The following is a 17,118-nucleotide window of genomic DNA, read 5'->3' as shown; positions in this document are numbered from 1 at the left end:
CCGGATGAAAATCATCATCCTTGGGGCAGGGCAGGTCGGTGGCACGCTGGCCGAGCATTTGGCCAGTGAAGCCAACGACATCACTGTGGTCGACACCGATGCCGAACGCCTGCGCAACCTTGGCGACCGCCTGGACATCCGTACCGTGCAGGGCCGCGCGTCATTTCCGACGGTACTGCGCCAGGCCGGTGCCGACGACGCCGACATGCTGGTGGCGGTGACCAACAGCGACGAGACCAATATGGTCGCCTGCCAGGTCGCCCACACCCTGTTCCACACGCCGACCAAAATCGCCCGCGTGCGTGAGGCGGCTTACCTGACCCGTGCCGGGCTTTTCGACAACGACGCGATTCCAGTGGACGTGCTGATCAGCCCGGAACAGGTGGTGACCCACTACATCAAGCGCCTGATCGAAATCCCCGGGGCCTTGCAGGTGATCGACTTCGCCGAGGGCAAGGCCCAACTGGTGGCGGTGAAGGCCTACTACGGCGGTCCGTTGGTGGGCCAGCAATTGCGCCAGCTGCGCGAACACATGCCGAATGTGGAAACCCGCGTGGCGGCGATTTTCCGACGCGACCGACCGATCCTGCCCCAGGGCGACACCGTGATCGAGGCCGACGACGAAGTATTTTTCATCGCTGCCAAAGCCAATATTCGTGCGGTGATGAGCGAAATGCGCCGGCTGGACGAGACCTACAAACGCATCGTCATCGCCGGTGGCGGGCAGATTGGCGAGCGCCTGGCCGAAGCCATCGAGAGCCGCTATCAGGTCAAGATCATCGAGATGAATCCTGCACGCTGCCGGCATTTGTCCGACACCCTCGACAGCACCGTCGTCCTCCAAGGCAGCGCCTCGGACCGTGACCTGCTGATGGAGGAGAACATCGCCGACGCCGATATCTTCCTGGCGCTGACCAACGATGACGAGGCCAACATCATGTCGTCCTTGCTGGCCAAGCGATTGGGCGCCAAGAAGGTGATGACCATCATCAACAACCCGGCCTATGTCGACCTGATCCAGGGCGGCGATATCGACATCGCCATCAGCCCGCAGCTGGCGACCATCGGCACCTTGCTTGCCCACGTGCGCCGTGGCGATATCGTCAGCGTGCACTCCCTGCGCCGTGGCGCGGCGGAAGCCATCGAGGCGATTGCCCACGGCGATGCGAAATCGAGCAAGGTGATCGGCAAGGCCATCCGCGATATCGGCCTGCCGCCGGGTACCACCATTGGTGCGATCATTCGCGACGAAGAAGTGATCATTGCCCACGACGACACGGTGATCGCCACGGGTGACCATGTGATCCTGTTCCTGGTGGACAAGAAACATATCCGTGATGTGGAGAAGTTGTTCCACGTGGGGCTGAGCTTTTTCTGATCAGCATATTCAGCTGATCCTGCCGCCCTCATCGCGGGCAAGCCCGCTCCCACAGGAGATCGCTTTCCTGCTATGGAAGCGGGTTTGCCCGCGAGGGCGTTATTGAAAACCCGACCTAGCTAAAGGATGCACAGCCATGCTCGAATCCCTGGAAAAAATGCTCGCCAAGGGTGTGGATAACTCATTGCTACGCTTTGGCTTGGGCAAGGGGTATCTGGACTTGAAGGACAACGCCAAGGCGGCGGAGCATCTGCATAAGTGCGTCGAGTTTGACCCGAAGTATTCGGCGGCGTGGAAGCTGTTGGGCAAGGCCCATCAGGCCAACGGTGACAGTGCCGCAGCGCGGCTGGCGTGGGAGAAGGGGATCGAAGCGGCCCTGGCGCATGGCGATAAACAGGCCGAGAAAGAGATGACGGTGTTCCTGAAGAAACTTGATCGCCAGGCCTGAAAGAGACTCTTGTGGGAGCTGGCTTGCCTGCGATGCAGGCAACTCGGTCCTTCAGTTACACCGAGGTGATGCCATCGCAGGCAAGCCAGCTCCCACACTAGATCTGCATGGGTCTACAGATCGAGGTACATCAATACCACCGCGCCTCGCCCGGCGGGCGTTTCTTGAAGCGCTTCATGCTCCACATGTACTGGCTCGGGTAGGCGCCGACATAACGCTCCACCACCTTGCTCATCGCCGCGCAGGAGGTGGCAGTGTCGGTGCTGTACATGTCTTCCGGCGCCGCTTCCAAGATCACCTTGTAACCCGAGCCGTCCGGCAGCCGCAGGGCATGCAGGAATACGCCGACGGCCTTGTGGCCCGCCAACATGTTCGGCACGAACTTGCTGGTCAGGGCCTGGGTGGCGAAAAACGGTACGAAGATGCCGGCCGACTCCGCCGGCTCCGGGTCGGCAGGGATGCCCACCTGGCCGCCTTTGCGCACTTCCTTGATCACACTGAGGATGCCTTCCTTGGTGGAGGCCGCCACGCGGTTACCCAATTGCACGCGCTGTTTGCGCAGCAATTCGTCCACGGCCTTGAGCTTGGGCGGACGGTAAAAGATGATCGGTTTGCACTGGCTGCAATAGAAGTGGTTCAACACCTCCCAGTTGCCCAGGTGGCTGGTGATACCGACCACGCCCTTGCCCGAGGCCAGGGCTTCATGCAGCACTTCCAGGCCTTCGACTTCGCGCACCAGGTCGATGGAGCGCTGGGCCGGCCAGATCCAGGCGCAGGCGCTTTCGGTCAGCGACTTGCCGATGTCCATCAAGCTGCGACCGACCATGCGTTCGCGCTCGACCGGGTCCATCTCGGGGAAGCATTTGGAGAGGTTGATCCGCACCGTGTCGCGAGAGCGGTTGGGGGTCTTCCACATGATCCAGCCAATCGCCGTGCCGACCGCTTGAACCGCGCGCCAGGGCAATAGGGCAAACAACCGAAGAGCGCCTACCAGCAAGGCGCCTTTAAACTTTTCCACAGGTCACTCCTGATCGTGTGTGGTGCGCAAAGCGGCCATTCTAACCGGCGTTGGCCAAGTCCGCGTAACGGTCGCAATCCTGAGTGTGGTCCATGACCATGCCCGAGGCCTGCATGAACGCGTAACAGATGGTCGGGCCGACGAAGGTGAACCCGGCTTTTTTCAGGGCGCGGCTCATGGCCTCAGCCTCCGGCGTAATGGCCGGGACCTGGCTGCGGTCCTTGAAATGATTGACCTTGGGCACGCCGCCCACAAACGACCACAGAAACTCCACCGGGTCCTCCAGCGCCAGCCAGGCAGCGGCATTGCGTCGGGTGGCGTTGAGCTTGAGGCGATTGCGCACGATGCCCGGGTCGAGCATCAGCGCTTCGATTTCTGCATCGGTCAGCTGTGCCAGGCGCTGGGCATCAAAGCCGAACAAGACCTTTCGATAATGCTCGCGTTTGCGTAAAACGGTGATCCAGGACAGGCCCGCCTGGAACCCTTCGAGCAAAAGCAACTCGAACAAACCCTGCGCATCGCGCAGCGGCGTTCCCCACTCTTGATCGTGATAAGCCATGTACAGCGGATCTTCAGAACACCAAAAGCAGCGTGGCATAAGGCTCCAGGGAGTGGTGGCAGGGCCGAATCGGGTATACTCCCGCTCTTTAAATCGCAGCCCAAGTAACAGGTGAATTTCGTGAGCCAGCCTACGCCAGCCGTGCGTACCTTCCAAGACTTGATCCTCGCCCTCCAGCAATACTGGGCCGAGCAAGGTTGTGTGGTACTTCAGCCCTACGATATGGAAGTAGGCGCCGGCACTTTCCACACCGCTACCTTCCTGCGGGCCATCGGCCCGGAAACCTGGAACGCCGCTTATGTGCAGCCCAGTCGTCGCCCGACTGACGGCCGCTACGGCGAAAACCCGAACCGTCTGCAGCACTACTACCAGTTCCAGGTAGTCCTGAAGCCGAACCCGGACAACTTCCAGGAACTGTACCTGGGCTCGTTGAAACATGTCGGTCTGGACCCGCTGGTCCACGACATCCGTTTCGTCGAAGACAACTGGGAATCGCCAACACTCGGCGCCTGGGGCCTGGGCTGGGAAGTCTGGCTCAACGGCATGGAAGTGACCCAGTTCACCTACTTCCAGCAAGCGGGCGGCATCGAGTGCTACCCGGTGACCGGCGAGATCACCTACGGTCTCGAGCGCCTGGCCATGTACCTGCAAGGCGTGGATTCGGTCTACGACCTGGTGTGGGCTGACGGCCCGTTCGGCAAAGTCACCTACGGCGACGTGTTCCACCAGAACGAAGTGGAGCAGTCCACCTACAACTTCGAACACGCCAACGTCGACAAGCTGTTCGAACTGTTCGACTTCTATGAAAGCGAAGCCAAGCGCCTGATCGAACTCGACCAGCCGCTGCCGTTGCCGAGCTATGAAATGGTGTTGAAGGCGTCCCATACCTTCAACCTGCTGGATGCTCGCCGTGCCATCTCGGTAACCGCGCGCCAGCAATACATCCTGCGTGTGCGCACCCTGGCGCGTTCCGTCGCCCAAGCCTACCTGCTGGCTCGCGCCAAGCTGGGCTTCCCGATGGCTACCCCGGATTTGCGTGATGAAGTGTTGGCTAAGCTGGAGGCTGCACAATGAGTGCTCAAGATTTCCTGGTTGAACTGGGCACCGAAGAGCTGCCACCCAAGGCACTCAATACCCTGGCCGACGCATTCCTGGCCGGTATCGAAAAAGGCCTGCACAGCGCTGGCCTGAAGTTTGAAGCGAAAAAAGTCTACGCCGCGCCACGTCGCCTGGCCGTATTGCTGACCGCGCTGGAAACCCAGCAGCCAGACCGTAACATCAACCTGGACGGCCCACCGCGCCAGGCCGCTTTCGATGCTGACGGCAACCCGACCCAAGCGGCCCTGGGCTTTGCCAAGAAGTGTGGCGTCGAGCTGAGCGAAATCGATCAGAGCGGCCCGAAACTGCGTTTCAGCCAGGTCATCAAGGGCAAGCCAACGGCCAGCCTGTTGCCGACGATCGTGGAAGATTCCCTGAACGACCTGCCGATCCCCAAGCGCATGCGCTGGGGCGCGCGCAAGGAAGAGTTCGTGCGTCCGACCCAATGGCTGGTGATGCTGCTCGGTGACCAGGTCATCGACTGCACGCTCCTTGCCCAGAAGGCCGGCCGTGATTCCCGTGGCCACCGCTTCCACCATCCACAGAGCGTGCGCATCACCTCGCCAGCCAACTACCTCGATGACTTGCGTGCAGCCTACGTGCTGGCCGATGCCAACGAGCGTCGCGAGCTGATCAGCAAGCGCACCGAAGAGCTGGCCCGCCTGCAGGAAGGCACCGCCATCGTGCCGCCAAGCCTGCTCGACGAAGTGACCGCGCTGGTTGAATGGCCGGTGCCGCTGGTGTGCTCGTTCGAAGAGCGTTTCCTCGACGTGCCGCAAGAAGCATTGATCACCACCATGCAGGACAACCAGAAGTACTTCTGCCTGCTGGACGTGGATGGCAAGTTGCTGCCGCGCTTTATCACCGTGGCCAACATCGAGAGCAAGGACCCACAACAGATCATCGCCGGTAACGAGAAAGTCGTGCGCCCGCGCCTGACCGACGCCGAGTTCTTCTTCAAGCAAGACAAGAAGCAGAAGCTCGAAGACTTCAACCTGCGCCTGCAAAACGTGGTGTTCCAGGAAAAACTCGGCAGCGTCTACGACAAAGCCGTGCGCGTCTCCAAGCTGGCCGCCTACATCGCGCCACGCATTGGTGGGGATGCTGCCTGGGCTGCGCGTGCAGGCTTGCTGTCCAAGTGCGACCTGGCCACCGAGATGGTCGGCGAGTTCCCGGAGATGCAAGGTGTTGCCGGCTACTACTACGCCCTCAACGACGGCGAACCGGACGATGTCGCTCTGGCGTTGAACGAGCAGTACATGCCGCGCGGTGCCGGCGCTGAACTGCCGACCACCCTGACCGGTGCAGCCGTGGCGATCGCCGACAAGCTGGACACCCTCGTGGGTATCTTCGGTATCGGCATGTTGCCTACCGGCAGCAAAGACCCGTATGCCCTGCGCCGTGCGGCCCTGGGCGTGCTGCGTATCCTGATCGACAAGAAGCTGGACCTCGACCTGACCCAGGCCGTGGTGTTCGCGGTCGGCCAGTTCGGCGGCAAGGTCAAGCAAGCCGGCCTGGCCGAGCAAGTGCTGGAGTTCGTGTTCGACCGCCTGCGTGCGCGTTACGAAGACGAAGGCGTGGATGTCTCGGTGTACCTGTCGGTACGTGCCCTGCAGCCGGGTTCGGCGCTGGACTTCGACCAACGCGTACAAGCCGTGCAGGCCTTCCGCAAACTGCCTGAGGCCGATGCCCTGGCCGCCGTGAACAAGCGCGTGTCGAACCTGCTGAGCAAGGCCGAAGGCCTGGGCAACGCCGATGTCGACCCTGGCCTGTTTGCCGATGCCAAGGAGTTCTCGCTGAACTCGGCCATTGCCAAGGCAGAGAACGCGGTGAAGCCGCTGATCGCCGAACGCAACTACGCCGAAGCCCTGGCGCGCCTGGCCACCTTGCGTGAGCCGGTGGATGCGTTCTTCGAAGCAGTGATGATCAATGCCGAAGACGCGGGTGTACGCAAAAACCGCTACGCCATGCTGGCGCGTCTGCGTGGCCTGTTCATCAATATCGCCGACATTTCCGTACTGGGCTGATCATGTTGAAACTGCTGATTCTCGATCGGGACGGGGTGATCAATTACGACTCCGACGCTTACATCAAGTCGGTGGCGGAGTGGATTCCACTGCCCGGCTCGATCGAGGCCATCGCGCAGTTGAGCAAAGCCGGCTGGACGGTGGCCATCGCCACCAACCAGTCCGGCATCGCCCGCGGTTACTACGACATCGCCACCCTGGACGCCATGCACGCGCGCTTGCGCACGTTAGTGGCCGAGCAGGGCGGTGAGGTGGGGCTGGTGGTGTACTGCCCCCACGGGCCGGATGAGGGCTGCGATTGCCGCAAACCCAAGCCTGGCATGTTGAAAACCATTGCAGAACATTACAAGGTGCCCTTGGCTGGGCTATGGTTCGTCGGGGACAGCCTCGGTGACCTGGAGGCGGCCAAAGCCGTCGACTCTCAGCCAGTTTTGGTTAAGACCGGGAAAGGCGAAAAGACCCAGGCGAAAAACCTGCCGGTAGGCACCTTGATTTTTGACGATCTGGCGGCGGTTGCCGCAGAACTTATCAACAACTAGCCGCCCTCGACTTCCTGACCAAGGACCGTTCGGGAGTGCGCTTTTAACAGGCGGGCGTTGTCCCGCAACGGTAAATGCCGCCATGTCGATTTTGCAGGCCATCAGAACCTTTTTCTTTTACCTGCTGTTGGGCACCAGTTCTTTCCTCTGGTGCACCCTGAGCTTTTTTATCGCGCCCTTCCTGCCGTTCAAGGCGCGCTATCGCTTTATCAACGTCTATTGGTGCCGCTGCGCGTTGTGGCTGACCAAGGTGTTCCTCAATATCCGTTTCGAGGTGAAGGGCGCCGAAAACGTGCCGGACCAGCCGTGCGTGATTCTGTCGAACCACCAGAGCACCTGGGAGACGTTCTTCCTCTCGGCGTACTTCTCGCCCCTGAGCCAGGTGCTCAAGCGTGAGCTGCTGTACGTGCCGTTCTTCGGCTGGGCCATGGCCATGTTGCGTCCCATCGCGATTGACCGTGACAACCCCAAGGCGGCGCTCAAGCACGTGGCCAAGAAGGGCGACGAGCTGCTCAAGGACGGCGTTTGGGTGTTGATCTTCCCCGAAGGTACCCGCGTGCCATACGGCACCGTAGGCAAGTTCTCACGCGGTGGTACCGCGTTGGCAGTCAACGCCCACCTGCCGGTCTTGCCGATTGCGCATAACGCCGGCAAGTACTGGCCAAAGACCGGCTGGGCCAAGCGTGAGGGCACCATCACCGTAGTGATTGGCGAACCGATGTATGCAGAAGGTGAAGGCCCGCGCGCCATTGCCGCGCTGAATGACCGTGCTGCGGCCTGGAATGAAGCGCAGCAGCGGGCCATGGGTTCGCTGCCGCCAGAGCCGGTTGTGGTCGACACGCCGGTGGTATGAGCATCTGTGGATAACCTGTGTACGGTTTGTTGGCGAATGGGTCTTTTTGACTTATAAGAAGCTGATTTACTTACATATTTCCCAAGCTCATAAAATAGCGGAAAAGGTGCATAAGTTTTTCTCGCAGAAAAAAACCGGTCCTTGGGACCGGTTTTTTATGCACAGCAGGAAAGTGGGTTTTCTCACTCTTCCCACAGCGGCAGCTGCAGGCTGAACGTGGTGCCTTTACCGACCACGCTTTCGCAACTGATCCGCCCTCCATGACGCTCGAGAACGGCTTTGACCATGGTCAGGCCCAGCCCCAGGCCTTCACTGCCCTGCGCGGAATCGAAGCGTCGGTACTGGCTGAACAGCTCCGGTAAATCCTGCGCAGCGATCCCTGGCCCCTGGTCGCTGATGCGGCATTCCAACCAACCTTGCACAGTGGCGTGACTCAGCCGGACGGTGGTACCCGACGGGGAGTACTTGATCGCGTTCTCCAGCACGTTGAACAACGCGCGCGTGAGTAACGATTGATCGGCCCACACCATGCCCTCATCGGCTTCATCCAGGTCGTGCACCAAGTGAATGCCCTTGAGCTGGGCGATCAACGCGACTTGATCGAAGGCATCCATCACCAGCATCGCGAACAGGGTCGGCTGGAATTGATAGCCATCAGCCTCGGCTTTCGCCAGCTGTACGAACGACTCGGTAAGGCTCAAGGCGCGTCGTACCTGCTGCTCGATCTGGGCGAATACCGGTGACTCGCCGTTGTGCACGTCCAGCAACGCGAGGATCGCCGAGTGCGGCGCGCGCAGGTCATGGGACAGGAAGCGCAGCATGGTCTCGCGATGCTGCTGGGCATCACGCTCCTTGCTCAGGTCCGTCAGGCTCAACAGCCAACCGAGTGCGACATCACCTTCTGCCGGCAGCAAGGGGGCCAGCTCCATGCGCAGGCTGCGCTGGCGGATATCTCGGAACTCGACGAGTTCGAGTGCGGACAGGGCAGGGCGCACACCATTGTGCAGCGGAGGATAACCGAGGTCGGCGAGTTGTTCGATGAGGTTTTCGTTGACCAGGTCATTGCCGAACACCTCACGGGCAATGCGATTTGCCAGCAAAATATTGCCGCCGGGGTCGGTAATCAGAGTGGCTACCGGTAAGCACTCCAGGCCATCGGCCATAAAGCGCCGCGTATCTCGCGTGCGGCTCACGGCTTGCTCCAGCGCGAAGATACGCCCCTGCAACACATCGCCATGGCTGGCGGGCGCGCGCCGGCGCTCGGGCAGCACTTTGGGCTCGTTATCCAGCCGCGCCAGCTCCCAGCCGAAATAGGCGAGGATCGCGCTCAGGCGCCGCCAGTTCCAGATCAGGTAGCTCAGTAACAAACCAATCAAGCAGGCCGCCGGCGACCACCAGTGGCCCAGGCGCAGCAGCGCCCAGGCACCGAACAACGCCGTGGCCATGCAGCCCAGGGTCATCCATAGCGCATAGCGCGGGCGGTACAGCAACAATCCCAGCAACAATGCGACCAGCGACGTCGCCAGGGTTGCCGCCAGCCATGCGGGCACGTCAACGATGCTTCGCCCTTGCAGCAAGCCATTGAGCACATTGGCCTGGATCTCTACGCCGGCCGTGGTGCCAACGGTGGAGGAGAGGGGCGTGACGAATCGATCGCCCATTCCGGAGGCTGTGGCGCCCACGAGAATCAGACGGTCGCGCAGTTGCTCGGGAGGCACCTCACCGTTTAATACACTGACGTAGGACACGCTAGGGAAATGCGTGTGCGGCGCAATGAACGGGATGCGAATGGCATGCTCCCGGTGCCAGTGTTGATCGATCGGCTCGCGTGCCTCTCCCGGCATCGGCGACTTCTCACCGCTCATCTCATAGGCCAGCCATGCCAACTGCGCAACAGCAGCATCCGGTGGGCCCTCGCGCATATACAAGCTGCGCACCACGCCATCGTTGTCGGCTTCCACGTTGATATGGCCAACGCCCCTGGCGCATTTCAGCAGCGCGGACATTTGCTCGCCTGGCCGGCTGTAGCTGGCGGTGCTATCGCGCAACAGTGGCAACAACACGTTACCGGCGTTGCACACGGCATCGGCCAGGCGTTTGTCATTAACGGGGTTGCCGGGCTCGCTGAAGATCACATCAAACAGGATGCCGGCGGGTTGTGCGGCATTCAGGCGGTCGATGAGGTCGGCGTGCAAACTGCGCGGCCAAGGCCATTGACCGAGCTTTTTCAGGCTTTGATCGTCAATCGTCACCAGCAAAATACGCGGGTCCACCGGCAGTGGGGTCAGCCGACGCAGGCTGTCATACAACGGGTTGTTCAAGGCAAGGCCGGGGCTCAATGACAGATAGGCCGTGATCGGCAGCAGCAGTAAACCGATCCACAGCCACTCGCGGACCAGGCCATGGAACAAGCGCTGGGCGTGGGTGGGCTGGCGTTTCTCGGGCTTGCCCCAGAGCATCATCGGTCAGCCACCGGTAGCCTGCGCCTGTGCGGCGGGCGGGTAGTAGAAAATGTCATAGACCCCGGTTTCTCCTTCCAGTCCGTGGGCGTCATACGCCGACAAACGCACGTGATAAAACGACGACTTGAGCCCAGTGAAGCTCATTTTCGGCTCACTGGAGAAGTTTTCCTGCTTGATGTTCATGAAGGCTTTATCAGTCGCCACCTGGGCGCGATAACGTTGCGCGCCCGCCAATGGCCGCAGGTATAGACGCCAGACGGGCGCGTCGCCTTTCTGCCCATCCTGGCCAATGAGTTTCGGCGCGGGCAGCAACGCTAACGGCTCAAGCTCGCCTTGTTTCTTGAACAGCAGCCCTTGTCGCGCGCCGACCTTTACTTCGCTGCCAGACGGGCCAGCCTTGCTGTCACGGTTGACCGCGACCTGGCCGTCGAGTACTTCGAGCACCGATTGCTCACCATCGTCGCGCACTCGAAAGTGTGTGCCACGTACCCCCAGCACGCCCACCGGCGTGACGATCTGGAAGCGATCATAATCGGTGGCCCGCTTGATCACATACGCTTCGGCCTGGCCTTGTTCGAGCATCACTTGGGGGATCAACTGCTTCTCGTCGAGGTGCAGGCGCACCTGGGAACTGGACGGCAGCACCACCCGAGAACCGTCGCCGAGCAACAGGCTGACAAATGCCGCAGCGGATGTTCTCACCCCCTCTTGCTCATCAATGGTCATGCCCTCCTGCAAAGGCGTCACCTTGCCGCGTACATCGAGCTTCCAGGCTTCCCCGGTCAGGTGCTGGACAACAGCCGGCAACGGCTGCGCACGGCACAGGGTATGGTCATCAATATAGGCCGGCCGCGCTTTGGCCGATGCACCCGCAACCCCTACCGCCAGGATCAACAGGGAGGGAAGGGCGCGAAGCATTGAATGGGGGGAAAGCGTCATGGTTCTCATCAATGTCCAGGTTCCAGAGGACGTCTGACATCGGCACGCGGGCATTTACGGCAGCGCATGTGTCGGCTGATCCTTTTACTTACCCTCGGGAGCCGGTATCTTTCCCACAGAGGTACCCAGGACTTTCAGGGGGTTACGGCCCTTTGATATCAGCGTACCGAGAGATCCAAGGGGTCGTCGAATCTGACCACAATTATTCAGATTCAATGGCCGGCAACTGCGCAGTATGTGCCGTTATTCATTGGCCGTCGGCTGCCCGATATTAAGAACAAAGGACCCTCGACATGCGTGTCGCAATACTGGATGACGAACCTGCCGAGTTGCGGCGGGTGGAACAGACACTGCGACAGATCCCCGGCACCGCGGAGCAGCCTTGGTCCCTGCATTGCTTCGAGCGTGGTGAAGACCTGCTACGCCAACTGCGCCGGGAAACCTTCGACCTGCTGATACTCGACTGGCAACTGCCCGATATCAATGGCATTGCCTTGCTGCGCTGGACCCGCGAACACATGGAATCGCCGCCCGCCGTCATCATGCTCACCAGCCGCGATGCCGAGAGCGATATCGTCACGGCGCTCAATAGCGGCGCCGACGACTACGTCAGCAAACCCTTTCGTCCCAACGAACTGAAAGCCCGTGTCTCTGCAGTGTTGCGCCGCCACGGCCTGCAGAAGTCGGCGACCCAAGAGGTGCAAAGCTTCAACGACCTGACCTTTGACGATGCTGAACTGACGGTGACCCGAGCCGGCAAACCGATCAACCTGACCGAGCGTGAATACCGCCTGGCCAGTTGCCTGTTCGCCAACCTGGCCCGACCGCTGTCTCGTGAGTACCTCTATGAGCGCTTCTGGACTCATGAAGAAATGGTCTCGTCTCGCCCACTGGATACGCATATCTACCGGCTGCGTAACAAGCTTGGGCTGACGGCGGATCGGGGTTGGCAGCTGTTAACGATCTACGGGTATGGGTATCGGTTGGAGAGTGTCGCAACGGCGCCATCGCCCAACTGAAATGGCGATGTTCCACGTGGAGCATTTAAAATCTGCCCAATAAAAAAGGCCAACGCTGAGCGTTGGCCTTTTTGTTTTCAGCGGTCTTGCCTGATCAGAAGTCCAGGTTGGACACCGCCAATGCGTTGCTTTCGATGAAGTCACGGCGAGGTTCGACCGCATCACCCATCAGGGTGTTGAAGATCTGGTCTGCGCCAATGGCGTCTTCGATGGTCACGCGCAGCATGCGACGCTGAGCCGGGTCCATGGTGGTTTCCCACAGCTGATCCGGGTTCATTTCGCCCAGACCTTTGTATCGCTGGATGGTGTGACGCTTGGTGCTTTCAGCCATCAGCCAGTCGAGGGCTTCCTTGAATTCCTTGACCTGCTTCTTGCGTTCGCCACGCTGGATATAAGCGCCGTCGTCCAGCAGGGTGCTGAGTTGCGCGCCCAGGGTTACCACGGTCTTGTAGTCATTGCTGCCGAAGAAGTCGCGGTTGAAGGTGACGTAGTTCGACAGGCCGTGGGAGATCAGTTCGACCTCTGGCAGCCAGACATTACGTTCACGGTCTTCGCGCAGACTGGCTTTGTACACCAGGCCAGATTTCTCCACGGTGCGCAGGCGCACTTCGTACTGGGCCAGCCAATCCTGCATGTGAGCGTGGTCACCCAACTGCTCCAAGCTTACGGATGGCAGATAGATGAAGTGCTCGGTCAACTCCTGCGGATACAGGCGCGACAGACGCTTCAGAGTCTTCATCACCATGCGGAAGTCGTTAACCAGGCGCTCCAGCGCTTCACCGGAAATGCCCGGGGCTTCGTCGTTCAAGTGCAGGCTGGCATCTTCCAGGGCTGACTGCGTCATGTACTCTTCCATGGCGTCGTCGTCTTTGATGTATTGCTCTTGCTTGCCCTTTTTCACTTTGTACAACGGCGGCTGGGCGATGTAGATGTAGCCGCGCTCGATCAGCTCCGGCAACTGACGGAAGAAGAACGTCAGCAGCAGGGTACGGATGTGCGAACCGTCGACGTCAGCATCGGTCATGATGATGATGTTGTGGTAGCGCAGCTTATCGATGTTGTACTCGTCACGGCCGATACCGCAGCCCAACGCTGTGATCAAGGTGCCGACTTCCTGAGAGGAAATCATCTTGTCGAAGCGCGCCTTCTCGACGTTGAGGATCTTGCCCTTCAACGGCAGGATCGCCTGGGTGCGACGGTTACGACCCTGCTTGGCGGAACCGCCAGCAGAGTCACCTTCCACCAGGTACAGCTCGGAGAGGGCAGGGTCCTTCTCCTGGCAGTCAGCCAGTTTGCCTGGCAGGCCGGCGATATCCAGTGCGCCTTTACGGCGGGTCATCTCGCGAGCTTTACGCGCCGCTTCACGGGCACGAGCCGCGTCGATCATCTTGCCGACAACCAGCTTGGCTTCGTTCGGGTTTTCCAACAGGAAGTCCGAGAAGTACTTGCCCATTTCCTGTTCGACGGCGGTCTTCACTTCGGAAGACACCAACTTGTCTTTGGTCTGGGAGCTGAACTTTGGATCCGGCACTTTCACCGAGATAATCGCGGTCAGGCCTTCGCGCGCATCGTCACCGGTAGTGGCAACTTTGTGCTTCTTTGCCAAGCCTTCGGCTTCGATGTAGGTGTTCAGGTTACGCGTCAGTGCGGAACGGAAACCCACCAGGTGAGTACCACCGTCGCGCTGAGGAATGTTGTTGGTGAAGCACAACAGGTTCTCGTTGAAGCTGTCGTTCCACTGCAGGGCGATTTCCACGCCGATGCCGTCTTCGCGCTGGATGTTGAAATGGAACACCTGGTTGACCGCAGTCTTGTTGGTGTTCAGGTATTCAACAAACGCACGCAGGCCGCCTTCGTACTTGAACAGCTCTTCCTTGCCGCTGCGCTCGTCCTTGAGGACGATACCCACACCGGAGTTGAGGAAGGACAATTCACGAATCCGCTTGGCCAGGATGTCCCAGCTGAAATGGATGTTCTTGAAGGTTTCAGCCGATGGCTTGAAGTGGATCTGAGTACCGGTCGATTCGCTGTCGCCAACGATCTTCATCGGCTCTTTCGGTACACCGTGGACATAGGTCTGTTCCCAGATCTTGCCACTGCGGCGAACGGTCAGGATCAGCTCTTCGGACAGTGCGTTCACCACCGACACGCCCACACCGTGCAAACCGCCGGAGACTTTATAGGAGTTGTCGTCGAACTTACCGCCGGCGTGGAGCACGGTCATGATGACCTCTGCCGCCGAAACGCCTTCTTCTTTGTGCACGTCTACCGGAATACCGCGACCGTTGTCGCGCACGGTAATCGACTCATCCGGATGGATGATGATGCTGATGTCGTCGCAGTGACCGGCCAAAGCTTCGTCGATGGAGTTGTCGACCACCTCGAACACCATGTGGTGCAGACCGCTACCGTCATCAGTGTCGCCAATGTACATACCGGGACGTTTGCGTACGGCATCCAAACCTTTCAGCACTTTAATGCTGGTCGAGTCGTACGTGTTTTCTTCGCTCATGCCTTCACTCCCGATGGTCGTGGGTCTGGGTGATACGGCCTTGTTCCACGTGGAACAAAGCGACTGGCGTATCCGTGTGCCAGCCTTCCCTCAATAATTCGTGGTCTACACAGGTGATGAACACCTGGCAGCGTAATTCTTCCAACAAGCGGCATAACGCGCGGCGGTGCTGCTCGTCGAGTTCGGACGGCAAGTCATCCACCAGATAAATACACTGACCGCGGCGGGCTTGGCTAACCAAGTGGCCTTGGGCAATCCGCAGTGCACACACCACCAACTTCTGCTGACCCCGGGACAAGATGTCCGCGGCATTGTGTGCGCCCAATCTAAGACGCAAATCAGCCCGTTGTGGGCCGGCCTGGGTATGACCCATTTGCTGATCCCGCTGCAAAGACGTGGCGAGCACGGCACTCAGGTCGCGCTCTTTGTCCCAACCACGGTAATAACTCAGCGTCAGCCCCTCGAGATCTAGCAACTCGCTCAAGGTCTGCTCAAAGACTGGTTTCAAGGCTTTGATATAGGCGCGGCGGTATTCATCTATTTCGTCGCTGGCCAGGCACAGTTCCCGGTCCCAGGCCGCTTGCGAAGCGGCGTCAAGTGTACCATGCCGCAGCCACGAGTTCCGCTGCCGCAGGGCCTTCTGCAGGCGCTGCCAAGTGGCCATGAAACGCGGTTCCACGTGGAACACTCCCCAATCGAGGAATTGCCTGCGGATTTTCGGTGCACCTTCCAACAGCCGAAAGCTGTCGGGGTTGATCAGTTGCAATGGCAGGATTTCCGCCAACTGCGCGGCACTACGAGCATTTTGCCCGTCGATGCGAATCTGGAACTCCCCACCGCGATCACGCGATATCCCCAGGCTGCTGTGCCCACCTTCCGCCAGTTCGACTTGGCCAAACACCGTGCACGCCAGTTGCTCGTACTGAATCACCGGTAACAGGCGCGCACTGCGAAATGAACGGGCGAGACCCAACAGGTGAATGGCTTCCAGCACGCTGGTTTTGCCACTGCCATTGGCGCCGTGGAGAATATTGATGCGGGGGGAGGGGGAGAAGGTCACCGGGTGCAGATTGCGCACCGCGGTGACCGAGACGCGACTGAGGGACATCTAGCTTCTGCTGAGCATGATTACAGGCGCATCGGCATGACAACGTAAGCCGAGTCGTCGTTGTCGGATTCCTGCACCAGGGCACTGCTGTTGGAGTCGGACAGGATCAGGCGAACCTGTTCGGTCGTCATCACACCCAGCACGTCGAGCAGATAGCTCACGTTGAAGCCGATTTCCAGCGAGCCGCCGTTGTAGTCGACGCCCACTTCTTCTTCCGCTTCTTCCTGCTCCGGGTTGTTGGCCTGGATCTTCAGCTGACCATTGGCCAGTTGCAGGCGGATGCCACGGTACTTTTCGTTGGACAGAATCGCGGTACGGCTGAACGCTTCGCGCAGGGCCTGACGATCACCAATCACCAACTTGTCGCCGCCCTTAGGCAGGACACGCTCGTAATCCGGGAATTTGCCGTCAACCAACTTGGAGGTGAAGGTGAACTCGCCGGTGGTCGCACGGATGTGGTGTTGACCCAGGACGATGCTGACGTTGCCATCCGGCTCGGTGAGCAAACGCGCCAGCTCGAGGATACCTTTGCGCGGCACGATGACCTGGTGGCGATCCGGCTGGCCGATGTCGGCTTTCATCGAGCACATGGCCAGGCGGTGACCGTCAGTGGCTACAGCGCGGATGATGCCTTCGGAGACTTCCAGCAGCATGCCGTTGAGGTAGTAACGCACGTCCTGCTGCGCCATGGCGAAGCTGGTGCGTTCGATCAAACGACGCAGTTTGCTTTGCTCCAGGCTGCACGTCAGCGAGCCAGGACCTTCTTCCACGGTCGGGAAATCATTGGCTGGCAAGGTGGACAAGGTAAAGCGGCTGCGACCGGCCTTGACCACCAACTTCTGCTCATCAACCTTGATGTCGATCAGCGCGTCATTCGGCAGGCTTTTGCAGATGTCCATCAGCTTGCGCGCCGGTACGGTGATCTCGCCAGGCTCGGCGGGTTCTTCCAGCTGCACACGACCCACCAGCTCGACTTCCAGGTCAGTACCGGTCAAGGACAATTGCTGGCCTTCGACCACCAGCAATACGTTGGAGAGCACCGGCAAGGTCTGTCGGCGCTCGACGACGCCTGCGACCAGTTGCAGGGGTTTCAACAGGGCTTCGCGTTGAATGGTGAAATGCATGGTCTAGTCCCTTGCCTTAATAAGCTGCGCTGGT

General features: G+C 60.0%; 14 protein-coding genes. 7 read left to right on the top strand and 7 right to left on the bottom strand.

Annotated features, from left to right (window positions below; all coding sequences use genetic code 11):
- Nucleotides 1-4: 4 nt before the first annotated feature.
- Both trkA and QMX97_RS00685 read left to right on the top strand, forming a co-directional pair.
- Nucleotides 5-1,378, top strand: coding sequence for a Trk system potassium transporter TrkA (trkA, locus tag QMX97_RS00690; RefSeq protein ID WP_065902713.1), 1,374 nt, complete (start codon nt 5-7; stop codon nt 1,376-1,378).
- Nucleotides 1,379-1,514: 136 nt separating this feature from the next.
- Nucleotides 1,515-1,826 carry a hypothetical protein gene (locus tag QMX97_RS00685; protein WP_106805565.1) on the top strand — a complete coding sequence of 104 codons (312 nt, stop codon included), beginning with the start codon at nt 1,515-1,517 and terminating at the stop codon, nt 1,824-1,826.
- Nucleotides 1,827-1,956: 130 nt separating this feature from the next.
- Here QMX97_RS00685 and QMX97_RS00680 read toward each other — a convergent pair whose 3' ends face one another.
- On the bottom strand, nt 1,957-2,844 hold the full coding sequence (locus tag QMX97_RS00680) for a lysophospholipid acyltransferase (RefSeq protein WP_282395590.1): 888 nt from the start codon (nt 2,842-2,844) through the stop codon (nt 1,957-1,959).
- 40 nt (nt 2,845-2,884) lie between these two features.
- Complete coding sequence (tag, locus tag QMX97_RS00675; RefSeq protein WP_065902709.1) at nt 2,885-3,442, bottom strand: DNA-3-methyladenine glycosylase I; 558 nt, start codon at nt 3,440-3,442, stop codon at nt 2,885-2,887.
- Nucleotides 3,443-3,523: 81 nt separating this feature from the next.
- Here tag and glyQ point away from each other — a divergent pair, with 81 nt between their 5' ends.
- The 4 genes from glyQ (at nt 3,524) to QMX97_RS00655 (ending at nt 7,920) form a co-directional block, all read left to right on the top strand.
- On the top strand, nt 3,524-4,477 hold the full coding sequence (gene glyQ / locus QMX97_RS00670) for a glycine--tRNA ligase subunit alpha (protein WP_003187265.1): 954 nt from the start codon (nt 3,524-3,526) through the stop codon (nt 4,475-4,477).
- Complete coding sequence (gene glyS, locus QMX97_RS00665; protein ID WP_065902707.1) at nt 4,474-6,528, top strand: glycine--tRNA ligase subunit beta; 2,055 nt, start codon at nt 4,474-4,476, stop codon at nt 6,526-6,528. Before glyQ ends, glyS begins: the two co-directional genes overlap by 4 nt.
- Complete coding sequence (gene gmhB, locus QMX97_RS00660; RefSeq protein ID WP_174245652.1) at nt 6,528-7,067, top strand: D-glycero-beta-D-manno-heptose 1,7-bisphosphate 7-phosphatase; 540 nt, start codon at nt 6,528-6,530, stop codon at nt 7,065-7,067. The genes glyS and gmhB overlap by 1 nt, the downstream gene beginning before the upstream one ends.
- Before the next feature lie 82 nt (nt 7,068-7,149).
- Nucleotides 7,150-7,920 (top strand): lysophospholipid acyltransferase family protein, encoded by a 771-nt coding sequence (locus tag QMX97_RS00655; protein WP_065902705.1) that lies wholly within the window; start codon nt 7,150-7,152, stop codon nt 7,918-7,920.
- A gap of 182 nt (nt 7,921-8,102) precedes the next feature.
- On the opposite strand, the gene QMX97_RS00650 is transcribed toward QMX97_RS00655, so the two are convergent.
- Both QMX97_RS00650 and QMX97_RS00645 read right to left on the bottom strand, forming a co-directional pair.
- The gene (locus QMX97_RS00650) at nt 8,103-10,382 is read right to left on the bottom strand and encodes a CHASE2 and HATPase_c domain-containing protein (protein ID WP_282395585.1); all 2,280 of its coding nucleotides are present in this window, start codon (nt 10,380-10,382) and stop codon (nt 8,103-8,105) included.
- A 3-nt stretch (nt 10,383-10,385) separates the two neighbouring features.
- The gene (locus QMX97_RS00645) at nt 10,386-11,300 is read right to left on the bottom strand and encodes a FecR domain-containing protein (RefSeq protein ID WP_282395649.1); all 915 of its coding nucleotides are present in this window, start codon (nt 11,298-11,300) and stop codon (nt 10,386-10,388) included.
- Between the two features lie 314 nt (nt 11,301-11,614).
- Here QMX97_RS00645 and QMX97_RS00640 point away from each other — a divergent pair, with 314 nt between their 5' ends.
- Nucleotides 11,615-12,340, top strand: a complete 726-nt coding sequence (locus QMX97_RS00640) for a response regulator transcription factor (RefSeq protein ID WP_282395584.1) — start codon at nt 11,615-11,617, stop codon at nt 12,338-12,340.
- Between the two features lie 94 nt (nt 12,341-12,434).
- Here QMX97_RS00640 and gyrB read toward each other — a convergent pair whose 3' ends face one another.
- The 3 genes from gyrB to dnaN are packed head-to-tail and all read right to left on the bottom strand — an operon-like array spanning nt 12,435 to nt 17,084.
- The gene (gene gyrB / locus QMX97_RS00635) at nt 12,435-14,852 is read right to left on the bottom strand and encodes a DNA topoisomerase (ATP-hydrolyzing) subunit B (RefSeq protein ID WP_065902697.1); all 2,418 of its coding nucleotides are present in this window, start codon (nt 14,850-14,852) and stop codon (nt 12,435-12,437) included.
- Nucleotides 14,853-14,856: 4 nt separating this feature from the next.
- Complete coding sequence (gene recF / locus QMX97_RS00630; protein WP_065902696.1) at nt 14,857-15,960, bottom strand: DNA replication/repair protein RecF; 1,104 nt, start codon at nt 15,958-15,960, stop codon at nt 14,857-14,859.
- Between the two features lie 20 nt (nt 15,961-15,980).
- A complete protein-coding gene (gene dnaN, locus QMX97_RS00625) occupies nt 15,981-17,084 on the bottom strand; it encodes a DNA polymerase III subunit beta (RefSeq protein ID WP_053258802.1) in 1,104 nt (367 codons plus the stop codon).
- Nucleotides 17,085-17,118: the final 34 nt, after the last annotated feature.

It is taken from the genome of Pseudomonas sp. PS01298 (assembly GCF_029959745.1).
Taxonomy (GTDB): Bacteria; Pseudomonadota; Gammaproteobacteria; order Pseudomonadales; family Pseudomonadaceae; genus Aquipseudomonas; species Aquipseudomonas aylmerensis.
The sequence above is the reverse complement of the archived record's forward strand: the minus strand, read 5'-3'. Positions and strand labels throughout refer to the sequence as shown.